The sequence below is a fragment of the Bradyrhizobium sp. LeoA1Lang genome, assembly GCF_055413685.1.
In genome coordinates, this window is record NZ_JBVAPG010000053.1 from 33,843 (window position 1) to 51,917 (window position 18,075).

Genomic DNA, 18,075 nt, shown 5'->3' on the forward strand with positions numbered 1-18,075 from the left:
AGATGTCAATGAAATTGGACAGGAAGAGACTGCCCGCCAGCCGATGGCGGGCCGACCGGCGCACGAGCGCCGTCCGCCGGTATCCGATGCGCGCGGTGACGACGCACGCAGGTCCCGCCAGCGAGAGGCCGTCCGCGACTGATGCCTTGTGGTGGCCCTCAAGGCTGATGCTGAAAGTCGTCGGGACGTTCGCCGTCTGCAGCGACGTTGCATTCCACAGCGTCATTCTCTCGGTGATGTCCTGGACGGTTGCCCAGGTGTTGGAGGGCTGCGCCGCCTATGCGCAAGGCATGTATCCTTACGTGCTGGAGCCCGACGAGCTGCGCGGCCACCATCCGCCTGCCGTCATCGAGTTGCGAAGCCTCGAGAGCCGCGGCGACGCCGAGAATAGCAACATCGCATATCTGGAAAGCCGCGGGAATCGTCGGCAATGATGCGGTTATGGTCGCTGGCCGGATATCGGCGAAGCCGAGCGAATCTTGGGGCTGCGCAGGCGTCCGCCATGCCGGAAATGCTGCGCGCGCGCCGCTGGCCGCCATGGGCTTGCGCAGCGCTCCTGCTGATCGCCACCGGCGCAGCTACGCAAACCATTCCGACCGCTCCCGCCTCGCGCCCAATTCCCATCGCCGATCAGGAACCGATCACGCCCATTCCAGAGCCTACCGCGACCGATCCGCTCAAGCTTGCCCTCGGAGAGCGGTTGTTTGCGGACACCCGTCTGTCGAAAGACGGGAAGCTGGCGTGCTCCTCTTGTCATGACATCAATACCAATGGCGCCAGCCGCGATTCCGCGATGGTGAGACATGACGGTTCAAATGCTCCATTTGATACATTGACGATCTTCAACGCGGCGCTCAGCTTCCGCCTGAACTGGGAAGGCAATTACCGCACGCTCGAGTCGCAGGCCGAATCGTCCCTGGAGAATCCGGCCAATATGGCCACCAGCCTAGAGGACGTCGTCGCCAGGCTGAATGCCGATCCCAACATCGTGCGGCAATTTCGTGCCGCCTACGGCCGCGCGCCGGACCGCGCGTGCGTCCTCGACGCATTGGCGACCTTTGAGAAATCGCTGATTACGCCGGGAAGCCGTTTTGATCGCTGGCTTGCCGGAGATACGTCCGCATTGTCGGCCGCGGAGCTCGGCGGTTACGAGATATTCAAGTCGTTTGGCTGCATCTCCTGCCACCAGGGAGTCAATGTCGGCGGCAATCTGTTCCAGCGCCAGGGCATATTCCGTCCGCTGGTCCACGCGAAGCCCGATGTCGTCCGCGTGCCGAGCCTGCGCAATGTGGCGACGACGGCGCCCTATTTTCATGACGGCAGCGCGGCCACGCTCGAGGAGGCGGTGCGCAAGATGGCGGCAGCGCAGCTCGACCGCAGCTTGACGGATGACCAGGTAACCGCGCTCGTCGCGTTCCTGCAGACGCTGACCGGAAACTATCGTGGCATACCCGTCAAGGGAACGCCGCCGTGACGCCGCTTCGCGCCCTGGCGATCGTATTCGCGCTGGTCCTGCTGCTGACCTGGCTGTCGCTGCGCGCGATCAATCCGGAGGCCGAGCAGTTTGATCGCGCGCTCGCCGAGCTTGATCGTTTTGCGGCGCTGGACAGCTCGCTCTATCGCGACGTCTTCACCGCACGTGCCGGCACCTTGCGCAATTACGATCCGCTGGTCCGTGAGATCAATGCGCTGCACAAATCGCTCGACCGTTTGCGACAGTCAGCGGCGATCGATGCCGATACGAGCGAGGCGGTGGGCCTCCTCGAGGCGTCGCTTGCGCGGCAGGAGGAACTCGTCGAACGATTCAAGAGCGACAATGCGCTCCTGCACAATTCGCTGACGTTCTTCGAACGCTTCAGCCTTCACGCGACGTCGGCCGATCTCGGACCTTCGATCAGCGCCGCCGCGGCGGCGATGCTGCAGCTCACCCTCGACACGTCGGACAGCGCGGTGCGCGAGGTCAAGGATCGACTGGACAGCCTCGCTGATCAGGCACGTCCGTTCGACGGCGATGTCATCGGCCCATTGCTGGCGCATGGACGGCTGCTCCAGGGCCTGTTGCCCGCGGTCGACGGCGTGCTGAAGGAGATGCGGGCGATCCAGCCGAGGCTCGAGCAGGATCAGCTCCGCAACCTGCTCCTTGTGCGGCAAAACGAGTCGAGAACCACGGCGCGGGAGTTTCGCTGGCTGCTCTACGTGACATCGCTGGTCCTTGTCGCGTTCCTGGTGCACCTCGGCCTTCGCGTGCGTTCGCATGCCAGGGCGCTTGAACGCCGCGCCACGTTTGAGCACGTGATCGCGGGCATTTCGATGCGCTTCATCGACGTGCTGCCGGAGAACCTGGATGGCGAGATCGAACGGGCGCTCGCCGACTTGATGCTGTGCACCGGCTGCGACCGTACCTATGTGGTGTGGTCCGGGGCGCCCCCCCGGCTGTACGGCTGGTCGAGGGCGGGCAGGGACTTTCCACCCGGCTGGCCGGAAGGCGCGCCGGCACTTGCGGCTCGGTTCGCGCCCACGGTGGATGGCGTGGTCCACATCCCAAACGTCAATTCGTTGCCGGTCGGCGCAGACAGAAGGGCGTTGATGGATGTTGGCCTCGGTGCATGGGCCTGCGTGACGGGCGTCGACCAGGAGGGCACCAGCGTTGCGCTGGGGTTCGACACGATCGGTCGCCCCTGCCGGGTCACGGATACCGTCGAACTCAGTCTTTTGCGCATGGCGCTCGATATCATCATGTACGCCGTTGGGCGGCACGCGATGGAACGGGAACGATGGCGCCTCGAGGAGCGCCTGCAGCAGGCCCGCCGCATGGAGCGGATCGGTACGTTCACCAGCGGCATCGCCCATAACTTCAACAACATCCTGGGCGGGATCCTCGGCCATTCCGAAGTGATCGAGGAACAGCTCGGCCAGAACAACCGCTTCGCGCAGAATCTCCGTGCGATCCGCCGCGGGGCAGAGCGGGCGCGCGACCTGGTCGAGCAGATCCTCCTGTTCGGGCGGCACCGCGACGCGCGGCGCAGGCCGCTCAGCGCGCATAGCCTCGTGACGGAAGCGGTTTCGCTGCTGAATGTCTCGCTGCCCGGCAACGTCGATCTCGCGATCCGCGAGCCGCTGGCGACCGCCATCGTGTCCGGCGAGCCTGCGCAGTTGCAGCAGGTGATTCTCAATCTCTGCAACAACGCCGCGCAGGCGATCGGCGATCACGGCCGTGTCGAAATAGCGATGGATATCCGCGAAATCACCGAGCTTCGCTCGCTCAGTCACGACACGCTTCAGCCGGGCCGCTATGTCTGTATCGTGGTCACGGATACCGGCCGCGGCATGGACGATGCGACACTGGCGCGGATCTTCGAGCCGTTTTTCACCACCCGTTCCTCCGGAAACGGATTGGGACTGGCGACGGTGCGCGAGATCGTACATGAGCATGGCGGGGCGATGAACGTGCAGAGCGTTCCCGGCAAGGGCAGCCGCTTCGAGGTTTGGCTGCCTTGCGTGGCGATGGCCGCGCCGATTTCGGACATCAAGCCGGCGATGCTGCCGGTGGGAAAGGGCGAGACCGTGATGATGGTCACCAGCGATCAGGCGCGATTGCTGCGGGACGAGGAAACGCTGGCGGCGATCGGCTACGAGCCGGTTGGATTCGGCACGGCCGCCGCGGCGTGCGCCGCATGCAGCGCCAAGCCCGACCGGTTCGATGCGGCGATCGTCGGCTATTTCGGATCGGCGGCGGCGTCGCTGGAAGCGGCGGCGGCGCTGCATGCGGCGGCGCCACATCTTCCGATCGTGCTGGCGGCGAGATCGACCGAGGAGATCGGCGCCGACACTTTGGTGGCCGCCGGCATCAGCGACGTCGTGCATTGGCCGCTTGTCACTTCGGAAGTCGCGGCTGCGCTCAGCAATTGCGCGGCACGCAGGGAGCCGGAAGCAAAACCGCAGGTCCGCTCATTACGTGAGTCGCGTGCAGAACCCACGGACGCCGGCGCGGGCTCTTCATCGCTGTCGTCGCGGCTACGGCGTCCGATCGGCTCGCGGCGGCAGCCTCTTGCCAAGTCCTAGTCCTTCAACATATCGCGGACCAGCGGCACCACCTTGCGACCGTAGAGCTCGATGCTGCGCATGAGCTTTTCATGCGGCAACGGGCCGGCCGAGTATTTGAGCTGGAAGCGCGCGATGCCGAGTGCCTTGACGGTGGTGGCGATCTTTCGTGCGACCGTCTCCGGCGAACCGACATAGAGCGATCCGTGGTCGGCCTCGCGCACAAACTCGTCGCGGCCCATCGGCGGCCAGCCGCGTTCCCTGCCGATGCGGTCGCGCATGGTCTTGTAGTCGGCGAACAGCTCCTCGCGCGCCTGCTCATCGCTGTCGGCGACATAGCCCGGCGAATGTACCCCGATCGGCTTGACCGGGCGGCCGAGCTGCTTGAAGGCGCGGTGGTAGAGTTCGACATAGGGCGCGAACCGCTTGGGATCGCCGCCGATGATCGCGAGCATCAGCGGCAGGTCGTAACGCGCGGCGCGCACAACGGACTCCGGGCTGCCGCCGACGCCGATCCAGGTTTTCAGCCGGCCATGCTCGATCGGCGGAAACACGAGCTGGTTGTTCAGCGGGGCGCGCAGCTTGCCCTGCCAGGTCACCGGCTCCTGCTTCAACAATTCGACGAACAGGTCGAGCTTCTCCTCGAACAGTGCCTCGTACTGGTTGAGATCGAAGCCGAACAGGGGAAAGGACTCGGTGAACGAGCCGCGGCCAAGGATCACCTCGGCGCGGCCGTTCGAGGCCGCATCGACGGTCGCGAAGCGCTGGAAGACGCGGATCGGATCATCCGAGCTCAGCACCGTCACGGCGGAGCCGAGCCGGATTCGCCTGGTGCGCGCCGCGATCGCCGCCAGCACCACTTCGGGCGACGAGATCGCGAAGTCGGCGCGGTGGTGCTCGCCAAGGCCGATGAAATCGATCCCGATCTCGTCGGCCAGGACTGCTTCGTCAATGACATTGCGGATCACCTGCGCATGCGACAGCGGTGCGCCGGCGGCATCACGGGTGACGTCGCCAAAGGTATCGAGCCCAAATTCCAGCGATGTGGTCATTGTCATATTCCGGTTTGGCACGGCTTGGCGCAGCGCGCCGCGAGCTTCCAATCTTTAGAAAAGGGGAGGGCCGGCCCGGACGGGCAGGCAGTTGGCTTCACTGCGACATAGTGACTGGCCAGTGGCTGGCAAGGCCATGCGCCGAAACGCTTGGTTTCCGCTCTTGCTCTCCTGGCGGGGACCGATGACGTTGCGATCCGGTCTGCCGACGAGACCGTTCTGCTCGTTTCCGGTCCTGCGCATGGAAGAGCAGCGGCGTCACGGCCGCAAATTTGGACAGCCATTTCATTGACCAACACGGGCTTTCGCCGGATATTCGATGCAGCAGGTTGTGCTGCTCGGGGTTGCCGCATGAGAGCAAGAGACAGGAAAGTGGTGGGCGATATGCGCAAGCGCATGACCCGTCGCTGCGTCTCGGCGGCGACCGGAGCCTGTTGCTGATTCCCGCCTAGTTACCGACCTCAACCATGCATCAGACGGGAGAGCCGCAGCAGCGGCGAATGAGCACGCATGTCCAAAGCCTATGTCATCGAAGTTTCCAACCGGACCGCCGGCATCGTCGTGAGTGACGAGCGTGGCTTCAGGTTCTTCTCCTCCGAGCGCGCCTTCGACAGTCTCGAGGGCGGCCATTTCGGCTCGGCCCGCTCCGCGGAGCGCGCCGCACGGGCGCTGATCGAGCGGCGGCGCCGCCCCGACAATCGAACGGCATACTGACCGCACAGGAGTTCACCTCTCCCGCAAGCGGGAGAGGCGGCACAGCAATCTTTCAATGCGCGCCGCCGGCGGCGGCGCCCTTCGGCTTGCCGGTCAAGAGGATCGCGATGCCGGCGAGCACGAGCACGAAGCCCAGCACGGCGAATGTATCGCTATAGCCCATCACCAGCGCCTGGCGCTTGACGGTGTTGCCGAGCGCGATGATCGCCTGATGTCGCGCGGCTGCCGGATCGCTCATGCCGTGGGCCATGAAGTAGTTCGTCATTTCGGTGATGCGCTGGCGCACCTCCTCGCGTGCGAGGTCGACCGACTGGCCGATGATGTTGGAGTGGAACTGCTCGCGCTTGGTGGCGATGGTCGCAAGCAGCGCGGTGCCGATTGCGCCGCCGAGGTTGCGCATCATGTTGGAAATGCCGGAGGCCGCCGCCGCGTCCTGCGGCGCGACGCTGCCGAGGCTCACGGCGCTGAGCGGCGCCAGCATCAGGGCCTGGCCGATGGCGCGGATGATATTGGGAACGAAGAGCTGGTCGCCGGCATAGTTGAGCGACATCTGCGTGTTCATGAAACAGCTTGCCGCGAACAGCGCCATCCCGACGGCCGCGATGTAGCGGGCATCGAAGCGCTGCATCAGTCTCGGCACCAGCGGGATCAGGATGAGCTGCGGCAGGCCGGTCCACGCCAGCACCTGGCCGATCTGCTCGGCGTTGTAGAGCTGCACCTGGCCGAGATAGGCCGGCAGCAGATAGACCGAGCCGAACAGCGCAAAGCCGACGAACACCGCTGATAGCGTGCCGAAGCCGAAGCTGCGCTGGGCCAGCAGCCGCAGCCGGATCAACGGCTTCTCCACGACGAGTTCGATGATCACGAACAGCGACAGGCTGACCGCAGCGACGATCGCAAGCTTCACGATGAAGGGCGAGCCGAACCAGTCGTCCTTGTTGCCTTCCTCCAGCACTGTCTGCAGCGCGGAGAGGCCAATCGCCATGGTCGCGATCCCGAGCCAGTCGCCCTCGCGCAGCAGGCCGAGCTGCATCGGCTGCCGCTCCAGCGTGAAATAGAGCATGGTCACCATGACCGCGGTCGGCACCACGTTGACGAAGAAGATGGTCTGCCAGCCGTAGTTTTCGGTGAGATAGCCGCCGATGGTCGGGCCGATCGCCGGCGCAAAGGTCACGGCGATCGAGAACATCGCAAGCCCGATCGGCTGCTGCGCCTTGGGCAGCTTGGTGAACACCAGCGTGAACGCCATCGGGATCAGGACGCCGCCGAAAAAGCCCTGCAACGCCCGCATCGCGATCATCGACGGCAGGTCATGAGTGAAGGCACAAGCCACCGAGAACGCCGCGAACAGCGTAGCGTGAACGATCATGATGTTGCGGAACGAGAACACGCGGCTGAGATAGTCGGTCAGCGGGATCACCACGATCTCGCCGATCAGGTACGACGTCGAGATCCAGGAGCCGTTGTCGACGCCGGTGCCGATGCCGCCTTCGATGTTGAGCAGCGAGGCGTTGGTGATCTGGATGTTGAGGATCGCCATGAAGGCGCCGATCATCGCCGCGAGCACGGAAACCCACACCGTGGCGCTGGCCCGGTCCGGATTGACGGCCGCACGCGGCAGGGGGGCTGTGGCCGATAGTGTGAGGTCCGACATGGCATCACCTCTGGGCTATCGAAGTCGCGGGCTTCGGCGTTGCGACCGGCTGCTGTAGGGCGTCGCCGTGGGACTGCGTGTCGATCGTCGGGATCACCGACATGCCCGGGCGCAATTCGACGGGCGTCTGGTCGAGCACGATCTTCACGGGGATGCGCTGCACGACCTTGGTGAAGTTGCCGGTGGCGTTGTCAGGCGGCAGCAGTGCGAACTCCTGGCCGCTGGCGGGTGCGAGTGAATCGACGTGGCCGTGCACGACCTGGCCCGGGAACATGTCGACGGAGATGTCCGCCTTCTGTCCCTTGCGGACGTCGGTGAGCTGCGTCTCCTTGAAGTTCGCCACCACATAGGTGCCGGTCGCCGGCACCAGCGACATCAGTTGCGTGCCGGCCTGCACGAACTGGCCGACGCGCAGCGTGCGGTTGCCGACCACGCCGTCGATCGGCGCTGTGATCGTGGTGTAGCCAAGGTTCAGCTCGGCCTGCTGTTCGATCGCCTCGGCGCGCGCGGTCGCCGCCACCGCTTGCGTGATCTCCGCCTTCAGCAGTTCGACTTGCTTTCGCGCGGAAGCGAGGTTGGCGATGTCGCGCTGAACCGCGGCTTGCGCGCCGGCGTGGCGCGATTGCGCCTGTTGCGCGTTCTGCACGCTGCCATAGCCTGTGGTGGCGAGGTCGGTGTAGCGCTTGTTCTCCTGCGCGGCGAAGGTCTGCGTCGCGGTGTCGACGTCGAGCGTCGCCTTCGCGGCCTCGATCACCGCCTGCTGGACATCGAGTTGCGCATGCTTGCTGGCGACGGCGGCCCGCGCGGCCTCGACATCGGCTTTGGCCTGGTTCAGCGCCACCTTGAAATCACGTTCGTCGATCCGCGCCAGCATCTGGCCGGCCTTCACACGCTCATTGTCGCCGACCAGCACCGCGCTGAGATAGCCCGAGACCTTCGGCGCGATCGTGGTGTTGTCGGCTTTGACATAAGCGTCGTCGGTGGAGACGAGGAAGCGACCGACGGTCCAGTAGTCCCAGCCATACCAGGCGGCGCCGGACAGCGCGGCGATGGCGAGGCCGGTAAGAGCGATCCGCCGCAGCTTGCCCTTGATCGATGCCGAGGCAACGGGAGCGGGGACGACCGGCTCCGGCGCCGGCGCGAACCGCTGCACTTCGGCGGCGGATAGCGGGCGCTCGATCTCCAAGGACGCGGAATGCTCGTTCATGACGGCCCTCCTGACTTTCTATCCCCTTGCCAGGACTGGATAATTTCCATCGGATGGCGCGGGCTAATTAGGAAACTTGATGTTTTCCAAAATAAGCGCCATATTGGGTCTGTCAATGGAATGACAGGCGTCATCTTAAAGCATGGCTCAATGGCATGACGGTCACGACGAAGCAGGGCAGCGCAGACAAAGGCGGTGCGGCACTCGAGCGCCGCAGCCGGGGCAGGCCGCCGCTGCGCTCCGATGATGAGACGCGGACGGTGATCTACGAGGCCGCGCGGCGCGAATTTGCCGCCAGCGGCTTCGCGGCGACCAGCATGGATGACGTGGCGCGCCGCGCCGGCGTCTCGACGAAGACGCTCTACCGGCTGGTTTCCGGCAAAGAGGCCCTGTTCGAGGGGATGGTCGCGGACCGGATGGACCGGTTCATTTCGGGCGTACGGCTCCGCGCCTGCGACGGCAGCAACATCAGAGGTGCGCTACGCGAGGCTTGTCTTGCCTGCGCCGAACTTATCCTGGATGGCGAGGTGATTGCGCTGCAGCGCCTGGTCCTCGCCGACAGCGATAAATTCCCCGATATCGCGGAGACTTTCTACAAGAGTGCGATGCGGCGAACGGTGACGACGCTGGCAAATTGGTTGCGGACGCAACACGAGCGCGGCCTGATCACGCTTCGGGAGATCGATCCGGAGGAGGCGGCCGGCATGCTGCTTGGCATGATCGTCTTCGCGCCGCAGCGCGCCGTGTTGTTCGGTCGCCAAGCGCCGCCCGATCGTCCCGAACTCGAGCGCCGCGCTGAGGCCTGCGCGACCCTGTTCCTCGAAGGGTGTGCGGTCCGGCGCTGACCAGAGCATGATCCGGAAAAGTGGGTACCGGTTTTCCGAAAAAGATCATGCTCGAACAAAAAGATGGAGCGGGATGACGTTTCGAAGAATAATCATCCAGCTCTATCCGATCCTGTGGACGGCGTGTCCCAATCGGGTCCATGCGTGGAACTTCATCCGGGGTTCCCGGTTTGTCAGGGTTGGGGTCTGGCGTCTCGTCACGGCACGGACATGGCTCGCACAAATTTGGTTTGGACTTCGGTCCTGACAATTCTCCTCGTCGTCCCAGCGGGAACCCTTATGGCTCGCGACGATGGACGCTATTCCAACTCGCCACTCAAACCCTGGTTCGACAGCCTGAAGAGCAGGCTCGGGCCTTGCTGCTCGGATGCCGACGGCGTCGCGGTGGCCGATCCGGACTGGGAGTCCAAGGATGGGCACTACCGGGTCCGTCTGGAGGGGCAATGGATCATGGTGCCCGACGAAGCCGTGATCACCGAGCCGAACCGCGCCGGCCGGACCATGGTCTGGCCGATGAAGGGCACCACGGGAATCACGATCCGCTGCTTCATGCCGGGCAGCATGACGTAGAGGTTTTGTGCGCGTAGCCCGGGTGGAGCGAACGCGTAACCCGTGACGTCCGCATGCGTTCCGGGCCGGCCCCGGGTTACGCTGGCGCTTCACCCGAACTACGGCGCTTCGCCCACCCTACAATTTGCTAAAACGACTCCGCCCAGGGACGGAGGTCAAGCTCGTGGGTCCAGGCGCTGCGGTGCTGATGGTGCAGCACCCAATAGGCCTCGGCGATGGCGGCGATGTTGAGCAGGCCGTCCGGACCGCGCTCCTCTTTCAATTGTGGGAGAAAAGTCAGGAGCCGATCGCCCTCGATGCCGCCATCGATCACGACATGGCCGACATGGATGCCCTGAGGTCCGAATTCCCGCGCAATGCTCTGCGCCATCGCGCGCAGCGCGGCCTTGGCGGCGGCAAAGGGCGCGAAATGGGCCTTGCCGCGCAGCGAGCCGCTCGCTCCCGTGAACACCAGCGTGCCGCCGCCGCGCGACAGCAGCGCTGGGATTGCCGCCTGCGCCAGGTGAAAACCGCCGAGCGCATGCTCGCGCCAATGTGACTTGAACTGTTCCTCGCTCACCTTCAGGAAGGGCGCCCACCGGTTCGAGCCGGCATTGTGCACCGCCATCGCAAGCGGCGCGAGCTTTTGCGCCGCCGCGACGAAGCGCGCGACATCGGCGGGCTTGGAGACATCACCGACGACATGGGCGACCTTGGCGCCGGCGGCCGCGAGTTCCGTGGCGGTCGCCGCGAGCTTCTCGGCATTGCGGCCCGCGATTGCGACCGGGTATCCGCCTGCGGCGAACCGGCGAGCGATCGCCGCGCCCACCCCTTGCGACGCGCCGACGCCCGCGATCAGCACGCTGCCTTGCGCGGCCGTCGGTTCGAGAATGGATGGGCTAGCCATGCTGGATTCCCCGGCTTTGAATGACAGGCATAATACAAGCAGGGGCTGATATAGGCGGGGCTCTCGTCAATGCGAAGCTCTGGCGATCACCTTTTTGGGAAAGCTCCAGTCTGTAGGGGGCAAAGCGAAGCGTGCCCACCTTTTCTTGCTCTGATCGTGAATGGTGGGCACGCGGAGCCTGTCATCGGGCGCGCGTTCGCGCGACCCGTTGGCTTTGCCCACCCTACAAGTCGCTTGGCCTGCATAAAGCGTTTTCGAGCGAAGTGGATACCGGGTCGCGTTAAGAAAACACATCAAGACGAGAATCTAAAGCTTCGGTTCTCATTGGCCGTCATTGCGAGGAGCGAAGCGACGAAGCAATCCATGCCGCAGCCAGCGGAGAGATGGATTGCTTCGCTTCGCTCGCAATGACGGCCAATCAAAAATCGCAGCCCTACGCGTCCTCCGGCTTCTGCGGATTGCCGAGCTTGGCGAACAGCACCGCGAGGATGCATCCTGTGACGATGCCGAAGGTGAGATCCTTGAAGATCGTCAGTGCGAAGGTCGGGACCAGCACCACGCCGCTCCGCCAGTCCTTCACCAGCCGGACGAACTCCTCCTTCTCCGCCATGTACCAGCAGACCACGACCAGGACGCCGGCGAGAGCCGCGAGCGGGATGTAGCGCGCCAAGGGGGCGGCAACGAGCATGAACAGCAGGAGATAGACGGAATGCAGCATGCCGGAGAGCGGGCTGCGGCCGCCGGCGCGGATATTGGTCGCCGTGCGTGCGATGGTGCCGGTGACGCTGATGCCGCCGAACAAGGCGGAAGCAATGTTGGCAATGCCTTGTGCGACCAGCTCCATGTTGGAGCGGTGCTTGCGGCCGGTCATGCTGTCGGCGACTTTGGCCGAAAGCAGGCTTTCGACGCCGCCGAGCAGCGTGAACGAGAACGCCGCCGGCAAGACCTTCAGCAGGAGGTCGTATGAGAACTCCGGCACCTGCGGCGCCGGCAGGCTGTGAGGGATTTCACCGAAACGGGTACCGATGGTCTCGACCGGCAGTTGCAGCACCAGCGCCACGACCGAGGCGATCGCAATGGCGATGAGCATTCCCGGCCAGGTCGGCCGCCATTGCCGGAGCACGAAGATGATCGCGGCCGTGCCTGCGCCAATGCCGAGTGCGGCCCAGTTCAGGGTCGGAAGCGCATGGCCAAGCACGATCAGCTTGGCGAGGAGGGGGCCCGGTTCGGGCCCGGCAAGCGTCAGGCCGAACAGGTCCGTGATCTGGCTCGCAAAGATGGTCACCGCGATTCCGCAGGTAAAGCCGACGGTCACGGGATGCGGCATGTAACGGATCAGCGAGCCGAGACCGGTCGCGCCGACCAGGGTCAGCATCACGCCGGACACCAGCACCGTCAGCAACAGACCGTTCACGCCGAGCTGGGCGACGGTCGCCGCCACCAGCACGATGAAGGCGCCTGCCGGTCCGCCGATCTGAAACCGGCTTCCGCCGAGCGCCGAGACCAGGAAACCGCCGATGATGGCGGTGAAAAGGCCCCGTTCCGGCGTCACACCGGAGGCCACCGCGATCGCCATCGATAGCGGCAGCGCGACCACGGCCACGGTGAGACCGGCAACGGCATCCTGGCGGAGTTTGTCGGGGCTGTAGCCCTCGCCCAGGGTAGTCATGAGTTTCGGGCGATAGAGATGGGCCGTCGAAGAACCGTCGGGCATGCTGTCAACCAGGAGAAATGCGAGTTTCTTGAATGGAAACTAGCCGAATCGCGCACCGCAAGAAAATGCGCTCGATCAACAAACCTGCCCGGACAAATACGGGGTTGACCGCAATAGCTAGAGCGTTTGCGAGCGAAGTGGACACCGGTTCGCGTGAAGAAAACGCGTCAAAATAAGAATCTGGAGTTTCGGTTCTGATCCAATCAGAACCGAAACTGCCCTAGGATGCAATCTTTCGATATGCAGCCGTGGCGCGCCGGAGCAGCCGCTCTTTTTCCTTCTTGTCCAGCAGCTCGAGCGGTTTCCGCTGGCGGCCCGCGCGGCTCGTCTTGATGCGTCGTTGCAGCTCTGCCGCGAGCGCCCGCGCAGCCTCGGCGTCGTGCAGTTCGCCGAGAATCTGCTGTGCCTTGCGTAGCTGCTTCACGATCGCGCGCCACCGCGCAAAATCGTCCTTCGGCAGCACGTCTTCGGAGAACTCGATCGCGTAGCGCAGCCGTTTGCTGGCCAGGCGGACCCGGTGCTGCTTGCGGCCGCGCATTCCCTGCAGGCCGCGGCTCCTCTTGACGAGCTTTTCATGCCAGCCGGCGAGCCGGCGCGCGTGGTACTCGCAGGCCGGCGATGCCCGGAGCCGCATCAGGCGGTGGCCGCTCATATGAGACCAGGGACCATGGTTGACCCAATCGACGATATCCTTGAACCACCGGCGATAGCGGTCCGACGTCAGCGCCCGTCTCAACTGGCGCTGGCTCTCGGCCCGGGCTGTCCTGAACAGCCGTTCGCGCGGAGCGTTCCCGATCGCGACATCAAGGTCGCGCGTGGCGCCAAGATATCCGTTGAGCCATTTCAGCTCGGACTTCAGGCGCGTCCATTCGGGATCCTCAACCATGGGCCCAAAGAAAGCGATCGCCGCGCGCAAACGGGTCAGCGCCACGCGCGTCTGATGCACTGCAACGGTATCGCCATTACGGGCGCCGCGATGGTGAGCCTTGACATCTTGGAGGCAGGCGGAACCCACCAGACGAAACACGGTCGCGCAGGGCATTTCGCCGCTCAACTGCGCGCGGGCCCGCTTGGGGCGGGATATACGCGCCTTCGCGGACCTTTTCGATCGCTTCATATGTGGCTCACGTCCCGGATTCGGATCTACAGACTTCGCCCGACGGTTCCCTGCCTCGATCAAACGGTTTTTGGCGGCAGGCTGTCAAATAGGCATTGCGCCAGATCAAGCAGCAATGCGTCGCACCTGCGAAGACTGTCGCGCGGTGCGTTAGCCAGCCTCGCATCTAATCACATTCGTGCGAGCAACCTCGACCTTCGCGTGCGCGGTGCTGCTCTGCTTCGGCTGGTCTGAGCAACGCGGCGTCTCGCTGTCGATCGAGAGTGCCCAGGCGCGAGTCGGTCGTCCCTTGACCCCAATGAGCGTTGCGGTTTTGCACGCCGACAAAATCGGCGCGCTGCGTTGAGCTATTGTTGTTGCGGAAGATTCTTTTGCGCGTGCGCAGCTGGCAGAATTATGCCTTCTTCGAAGCGGTGTAGGATATTGCGCCCGCTTACCAGCTGCGGACGGAGGTGATCCAGAAGCCGGAGCAGATGTTCTGGCGCATCCGAACAACTACATTCAACCTTCAACGAGGCTCGAAGTATGACAGTCTCACTGTCAATTTTTTCGCCGGATTTCTGAAGCGCAGGAGTATATGATGACGGTCCTGCAAGTCGTCTGCTGTTGCCGTACCAACATGCAGAGATTTACGCCGATGTGCCGGTTCATCCCGTCGAGCAAAACCTTTTCCGGTTGAACCTTCATTGCTTCAACTCTGTGCGGGCAATCTCTCTGACCCGCGCAATGCGTGCCAACACCAAAAGACGTCGCAAAAATGGGGCAGAAAAAATGGAGGAAGCAATATGACGCAGACCACTGTGACAAAAGTTGCCATTGCGATCTCGACCTTCGCCTGTGCGGCGCTGCTTTCATTCAACTGGTCTGAACAGCGCGGCGTGACGCTGTCGGTCGAGAGCGCCCAGGCACGAGTCGGTCGCCCGTTGACGCCCGTGAGCGCTGCGGGTGTTGCGCGTCGGCAAACACGGCGGGCCGCATACGGTGCCGGTATGGCAGGCGCCGCGGCGGTCGGAACGGCTGCGGCAGTCGGAACGGCTGCGGCGGTCGGTGCCACCTCACCCGCCTGGGGATGGGGAGGCGGCCCTTACTACACAGGGACAGGCTACTATGGCGGTGGCCCCTACTATTCAGGCGCTTACGGTGCCCGTCCGATGTACTCGAACGCATTTGCGGGTCCGCGTCCGGTCGGCTGGCAGGGCGGTATGAGCAGCCAAGACCGCGACATGTATTTCCGAAATCTACGCGACTCCGGGTACGACAAGAAGAAGGACTTCAACGCAACCGGGAACATCGTGAATCAATAGCGTCTGATCTCTCGTCGTCCATCTTCGTCTTGCCCTCACCTCAGGCTGGGATGACAGCATCTTGGGGTGAGGCAGGTTGTTGAGGGCGTGGCGGTCGCCGTGCGCGTTGAGCGCTGTTTATAGACCGAGCGAGAGAGGCGGTTATTTGGAGTGAGGGGCTGCTGGCGTTCGATCTATCACGACCGGACGCCAGTATTTCGGCACGAGGGAAAGCCGGTCTCCGTGTTTCCGGTTCATGCTCTAACGCTCACGCTCACTTCTCGATCCAGGCGTCGCGAAAGCCGTCATTGACGCCGATCGCGGTGGTGATCAGGTTTTTCACCTTGCAGCGCGTGATGGTCGGAAACTGCAATTCCAGCATCCAGGCAACCGGCACGTCCTCGACCAGGATCTTCTGCGCCTTCTCGTAAATCTCCTTGCGCTTGGAGTCGGGCGTTGCGATCGCGCCTTCAGCGAACAGCTTGTCGATCTCGGGGTTGGAATATCCCTCGACATTGTTGAACATCTGGCCCTTGGCGATGGCGCTGGAGACGTAGTTGCGGCCGACGCCGAGCGCCGGATCGCCGTACTGATAGAGATAGGTGAAGGCGATGTCGTAGTCCCAATCGCTGATCTTCTGGTTGCCGCCGGGTACGTCGGTCGCGATCATCTCGATGTTCATGCCGACGTCGACCAGGTTCTGCTTCACGGCTTCGCCCCAGCGTTGCCAGGTCTCGCCATAGGCAAGCGGCAGCAGGCGCACCTTCTCGCCATTGTAGCCGGCCTCCTTCAACAGCGCCTTGGCCTTGGCCGGGTTGAAGTCGTATTTCGGCACGTCGTCGGTATAGAACTTGATGGCCGATGACGACGGGCCGGTTGCGACCTTGCCGAGCCCGTTCCAGATCACGTCCTTGGCGAAGTTGCGGTCGATCGCATACAGGATCGCCTGACGCACCTTCTTGTTCGCGGTTGGACCTTGGCGGTTGTTGAGCCACAGCCAGGCGAGCGGGCTGAAGAACTCCCAGCCGGCGCCGGTCACGCAGGTGTCCTTGAGCTTCGACAGGCGCGGCACGTCGAAATTCTCCACGGAGCCGCCGGGCAGCACGTCGATCTTTCCGGTCTCATACGCGACCGAACGCGCCGCGGCGTCGGGAATGATTTGCCAATAGATCTCATCGAGATAGGGCTTGCCCTTCTCGTGATAGTTCGGGTTCTTCACCAGACGGACGTAGGAGCCCTTCTTCCACTCCTTGAACATGAAGGGACCGGTGCCAACAGGCGCATTGTTATAGGGATTGGTCTTGAAGTCGGTGCCCGCATAGAGATGCTTCGGGATCATCGGCATCGAGCCGACCTCGAAAATGCCGAGGAACGGACCGAACGGCTCCTTGAGCGTGAACACCACGGTGAGGTCGTCGGGTGCCTCGACCTTCTCGACCTGCAACAAATTGTTGCGGGCGCGCGCATGGGTCTGCTTGAGCATGTCGATCGAGAACAGCACGTCGGTCGAGGTGAACGGCTTGCCGTCATGCCAAGTCACATCAGGCTTGAGCTTGAAGGTGTAGACTTTGGCGTCCGGGCTGACGGTCCAGCTTTCCGCGAGGCTGGGCAGCGGCTCCAGTTTCGGGCTGTAGCGCAACAATCCTTCGAAGATATTGCCCGATACCATCTGGGTCGGGCCGTTCTGGATCATCGCCAGCATCAGGCCGGGCGGTTCCGGCTGGATCACCGTGTTGATCACGCCTCCCATCCTTGGCGATTCCTGCGCCATCGCGGTGCCGACGCTTGCGGTGGCAAGGAGGAAAGCAAACAACAGCCGTTTGAACATGACCCGTCTTTCTCGCATCGGAACAACCGCAAATTCGCCGGGAACAGCGGCTTTCCGGCAAGGCTCACACACCCGCGATTGCCGCGGCAAGATGAAAGTCTCGACATCGTCAGCTTAAAAAATATACAGACACGAGCGCGCCATCCCCGTGAGGTCAGACGTGAGCACAGATACCCACATCATCCGCAGCGACAGTGTCACCGCGACGATCAAGGCCGCCGGAGCCGAACTCTGTTCGTTGAAGAATGCAGACGGTCTCGAGCTGTTGTGGCAGGCCGGCCCCGAATGGCCGCGACACGCGCCGTTGTTGTTTCCGATCGTCGGGCGGCTGAAGAATGATGAGCTGCGCCACAAGGGCAAGACCTACCCGATGACGCAACACGGCTTCGCGCGCGATCAGCGGTTTGAATGGGTCTCGCGCGAGGCCGCATCCTGCAAGCTGGCGCTGGTCGACAACGACGCGACCCGCGCCCGCTATCCCTTCGCCTTCCGCCTGGAGGTGACCTATACGGCGCAGGGCGCCGATCTGGAGGTGCTGTTCGAGATCGCCAACCCCGGTGATGAGACGGTGCCGGCCTCGCTCGGAGGACACCCCGCCTTCAAGTGGCCGCTGCTTCCGGGACTGGCGAAGGAGGCCTACACGCTGAGCTTCTCGCATGACGAGCCCGCGCCGATCCGCCGGCTCGAGGGCGGTCTGATGCGGCCGGATGCGCAGCCATCTCCGATCAAAGGGAAGGTACTCGCATTGTCGGAGCGGCTGTTCGACGATGACGCTGTGATCCTCGATCATCTCGCCAGCACTTCGGTGCGCTATGCCGCCGATCGCGGGCCGTCGATCGAAATTTCGTGGGACGGCTTTCGCGAACTCGGCATCTGGTCAAAGCCCGGCGGCGCGCCGTTCCTGTGCATCGAGCCGTGGCACGGCTTTGCCAGCCCGGTGGATTTCGACGGCGAGTTCACAGGCAAGCCCGGCCTGATGCAGATCGCGCCCGGCGCGAGCCGATCGCTGAGCTACCGAATTCGCAGCGCTGCAGCCGCGTAGATTCCATGGGGCGGTGAGCGCGCCCTTTCCGGTAGGTTTGGGTTTCCACACTCGAACCATCGGAGAGTCTGATGCAAGCATCGACCAAGAGCACGCCCACCGCCGGCCATTGTGGCACGATT

General features: G+C 63.7%; 14 protein-coding genes and 1 pseudogene. 8 read left to right on the forward strand and 7 right to left on the reverse strand.

The features are described from left to right. The first annotated feature begins 8 nt into the window (after positions 1–8). The 3 genes from ACZYOF_RS19360 (at position 9) to ACZYOF_RS19370 (ending at position 4,062) form a co-directional block, all read left to right on the forward strand. Positions 9–434 (forward strand): hypothetical protein, encoded by a 426-nt coding sequence (locus tag ACZYOF_RS19360; protein WP_130577981.1) that lies wholly within the window; start codon positions 9–11, stop codon positions 432–434. A 68-nt stretch (positions 435–502) separates the two neighbouring features. Then, complete coding sequence (locus tag ACZYOF_RS19365) at positions 503–1,474, forward strand: cytochrome-c peroxidase (RefSeq protein ID WP_463716766.1); 972 nt, start codon at positions 503–505, stop codon at positions 1,472–1,474. Then, positions 1,471–4,062 (forward strand): two-component system VirA-like sensor kinase, encoded by a 2,592-nt coding sequence (locus tag ACZYOF_RS19370; protein ID WP_463716767.1) that lies wholly within the window; start codon positions 1,471–1,473, stop codon positions 4,060–4,062. The genes ACZYOF_RS19365 and ACZYOF_RS19370 overlap by 4 nt, the downstream gene beginning before the upstream one ends. Here ACZYOF_RS19370 and ACZYOF_RS19375 read toward each other — a convergent pair. Next, on the reverse strand, positions 4,059–5,093 hold the full coding sequence (locus tag ACZYOF_RS19375; protein WP_463716768.1) for an LLM class flavin-dependent oxidoreductase: 1,035 nt from the start codon (positions 5,091–5,093) through the stop codon (positions 4,059–4,061). The genes ACZYOF_RS19370 and ACZYOF_RS19375 overlap by 4 nt on opposite strands. Positions 5,094–5,603: 510 nt before the next feature. Here ACZYOF_RS19375 and ACZYOF_RS19380 point away from each other — a divergent pair. Beyond that, positions 5,604–5,807: a hypothetical protein gene (locus ACZYOF_RS19380; protein WP_463716769.1), complete on the forward strand. Its 204-nt coding sequence runs from the start codon at positions 5,604–5,606 to the stop codon at positions 5,805–5,807. A gap of 52 nt (positions 5,808–5,859) precedes the next feature. Here the strand turns inward: ACZYOF_RS19380 and ACZYOF_RS19385 are convergent, their stop codons facing one another. Together ACZYOF_RS19385 and ACZYOF_RS19390 are read right to left on the reverse strand one after the other, a co-directional pair. Beyond that, positions 5,860–7,461 carry a DHA2 family efflux MFS transporter permease subunit gene (locus ACZYOF_RS19385; protein ID WP_463716770.1) on the reverse strand — a complete coding sequence of 534 codons (1,602 nt, stop codon included), beginning with the start codon at positions 7,459–7,461 and terminating at the stop codon, positions 5,860–5,862. Positions 7,462–7,465: 4 nt separating this feature from the next. After that, the gene (locus ACZYOF_RS19390; RefSeq protein ID WP_463716771.1) at positions 7,466–8,668 is read right to left on the reverse strand and encodes an HlyD family secretion protein; all 1,203 of its coding nucleotides are present in this window, start codon (positions 8,666–8,668) and stop codon (positions 7,466–7,468) included. Positions 8,669–8,823: 155 nt separating this feature from the next. On the opposite strand from ACZYOF_RS19390, the gene ACZYOF_RS19395 reads away from it, so the two are divergent. Both ACZYOF_RS19395 and ACZYOF_RS19400 read left to right on the forward strand, forming a co-directional pair. Further along, positions 8,824–9,513 (forward strand): TetR/AcrR family transcriptional regulator, encoded by a 690-nt coding sequence (locus ACZYOF_RS19395; protein ID WP_463716772.1) that lies wholly within the window; start codon positions 8,824–8,826, stop codon positions 9,511–9,513. A 279-nt stretch (positions 9,514–9,792) separates the two neighbouring features. Further along, positions 9,793–10,083, forward strand: coding sequence for a hypothetical protein (locus tag ACZYOF_RS19400; protein ID WP_394565630.1), 291 nt, complete (start codon positions 9,793–9,795; stop codon positions 10,081–10,083). Between the two features lie 127 nt (positions 10,084–10,210). On the opposite strand, the gene ACZYOF_RS19405 is transcribed toward ACZYOF_RS19400, so the two are convergent. The 3 genes and pseudogenes from ACZYOF_RS19405 to ACZYOF_RS19415 all read right to left on the reverse strand — a co-directional run bounded on the left by ACZYOF_RS19405 (position 10,211) and on the right by ACZYOF_RS19415 (position 13,725). Next, positions 10,211–10,969: an SDR family NAD(P)-dependent oxidoreductase gene (locus tag ACZYOF_RS19405; RefSeq protein WP_463716773.1), complete on the reverse strand. Its 759-nt coding sequence runs from the start codon at positions 10,967–10,969 to the stop codon at positions 10,211–10,213. A 472-nt stretch (positions 10,970–11,441) separates the two neighbouring features. Beyond that, a pseudogene (locus ACZYOF_RS19410) lies at positions 11,442–12,683 on the reverse strand (SulP family inorganic anion transporter); the annotation flags it as partial. Positions 12,684–12,903: 220 nt separating this feature from the next. Then, positions 12,904–13,725: a CHAD domain-containing protein gene (locus ACZYOF_RS19415; RefSeq protein ID WP_463716774.1), complete on the reverse strand. Its 822-nt coding sequence runs from the start codon at positions 13,723–13,725 to the stop codon at positions 12,904–12,906. 860 nt (positions 13,726–14,585) lie between these two features. Between ACZYOF_RS19415 and ACZYOF_RS19420 the strand changes: the two genes are divergently transcribed. Beyond that, on the forward strand, positions 14,586–15,104 hold the full coding sequence (locus ACZYOF_RS19420) for a hypothetical protein (protein ID WP_349017058.1): 519 nt from the start codon (positions 14,586–14,588) through the stop codon (positions 15,102–15,104). 253 nt (positions 15,105–15,357) lie between these two features. Here ACZYOF_RS19420 and ACZYOF_RS19425 read toward each other — a convergent pair whose 3' ends face one another. Then, positions 15,358–16,911, reverse strand: coding sequence for an ABC transporter substrate-binding protein (locus tag ACZYOF_RS19425; RefSeq protein ID WP_463716775.1), 1,554 nt, complete (start codon positions 16,909–16,911; stop codon positions 15,358–15,360). Between the two features lie 160 nt (positions 16,912–17,071). Between ACZYOF_RS19425 and ACZYOF_RS19430 the strand changes: the two genes are divergently transcribed. Continuing rightward, positions 17,072–17,953, forward strand: coding sequence for an aldose 1-epimerase family protein (locus ACZYOF_RS19430; protein WP_463716776.1), 882 nt, complete (start codon positions 17,072–17,074; stop codon positions 17,951–17,953). Positions 17,954–18,075: the final 122 nt, after the last annotated feature.

Excerpts from the sequence above, each read along its gene's own strand:
- ACZYOF_RS19360 (WP_130577981.1), top strand. The coding sequence starts at position 9 with ATGAAATTGGACAGGAAGAGACTGCCCGCCAGCCGATGGCGGGCCGAC.
- ACZYOF_RS19365 (WP_463716766.1), top strand. The coding sequence starts at position 503 with ATGCCGGAAATGCTGCGCGCGCGCCGCTGGCCGCCATGGGCTTGCGCA.
- ACZYOF_RS19375 (WP_463716768.1), bottom strand. The coding sequence starts at position 5,093 with ATGACCACATCGCTGGAATTTGGGCTCGATACCTTTGGCGACGTCACC.
- ACZYOF_RS19380 (WP_463716769.1), top strand. The coding sequence starts at position 5,604 with ATGTCCAAAGCCTATGTCATCGAAGTTTCCAACCGGACCGCCGGCATC.
- ACZYOF_RS19385 (WP_463716770.1), bottom strand. The coding sequence starts at position 7,461 with ATGTCGGACCTCACACTATCGGCCACAGCCCCCCTGCCGCGTGCGGCC.
- ACZYOF_RS19390 (WP_463716771.1), bottom strand. The coding sequence starts at position 8,668 with ATGAACGAGCATTCCGCGTCCTTGGAGATCGAGCGCCCGCTATCCGCC.
- ACZYOF_RS19395 (WP_463716772.1), top strand. The coding sequence starts at position 8,824 with ATGACGGTCACGACGAAGCAGGGCAGCGCAGACAAAGGCGGTGCGGCA.
- ACZYOF_RS19400 (WP_394565630.1), top strand. The coding sequence starts at position 9,793 with ATGGCTCGCGACGATGGACGCTATTCCAACTCGCCACTCAAACCCTGG.
- ACZYOF_RS19405 (WP_463716773.1), bottom strand. The coding sequence starts at position 10,969 with ATGGCTAGCCCATCCATTCTCGAACCGACGGCCGCGCAAGGCAGCGTG.
- ACZYOF_RS19415 (WP_463716774.1), bottom strand. The coding sequence starts at position 13,725 with ATGCCCTGCGCGACCGTGTTTCGTCTGGTGGGTTCCGCCTGCCTCCAA.
- ACZYOF_RS19420 (WP_349017058.1), top strand. The coding sequence starts at position 14,586 with ATGACGCAGACCACTGTGACAAAAGTTGCCATTGCGATCTCGACCTTC.
- ACZYOF_RS19425 (WP_463716775.1), bottom strand. The coding sequence starts at position 16,911 with ATGTTCAAACGGCTGTTGTTTGCTTTCCTCCTTGCCACCGCAAGCGTC.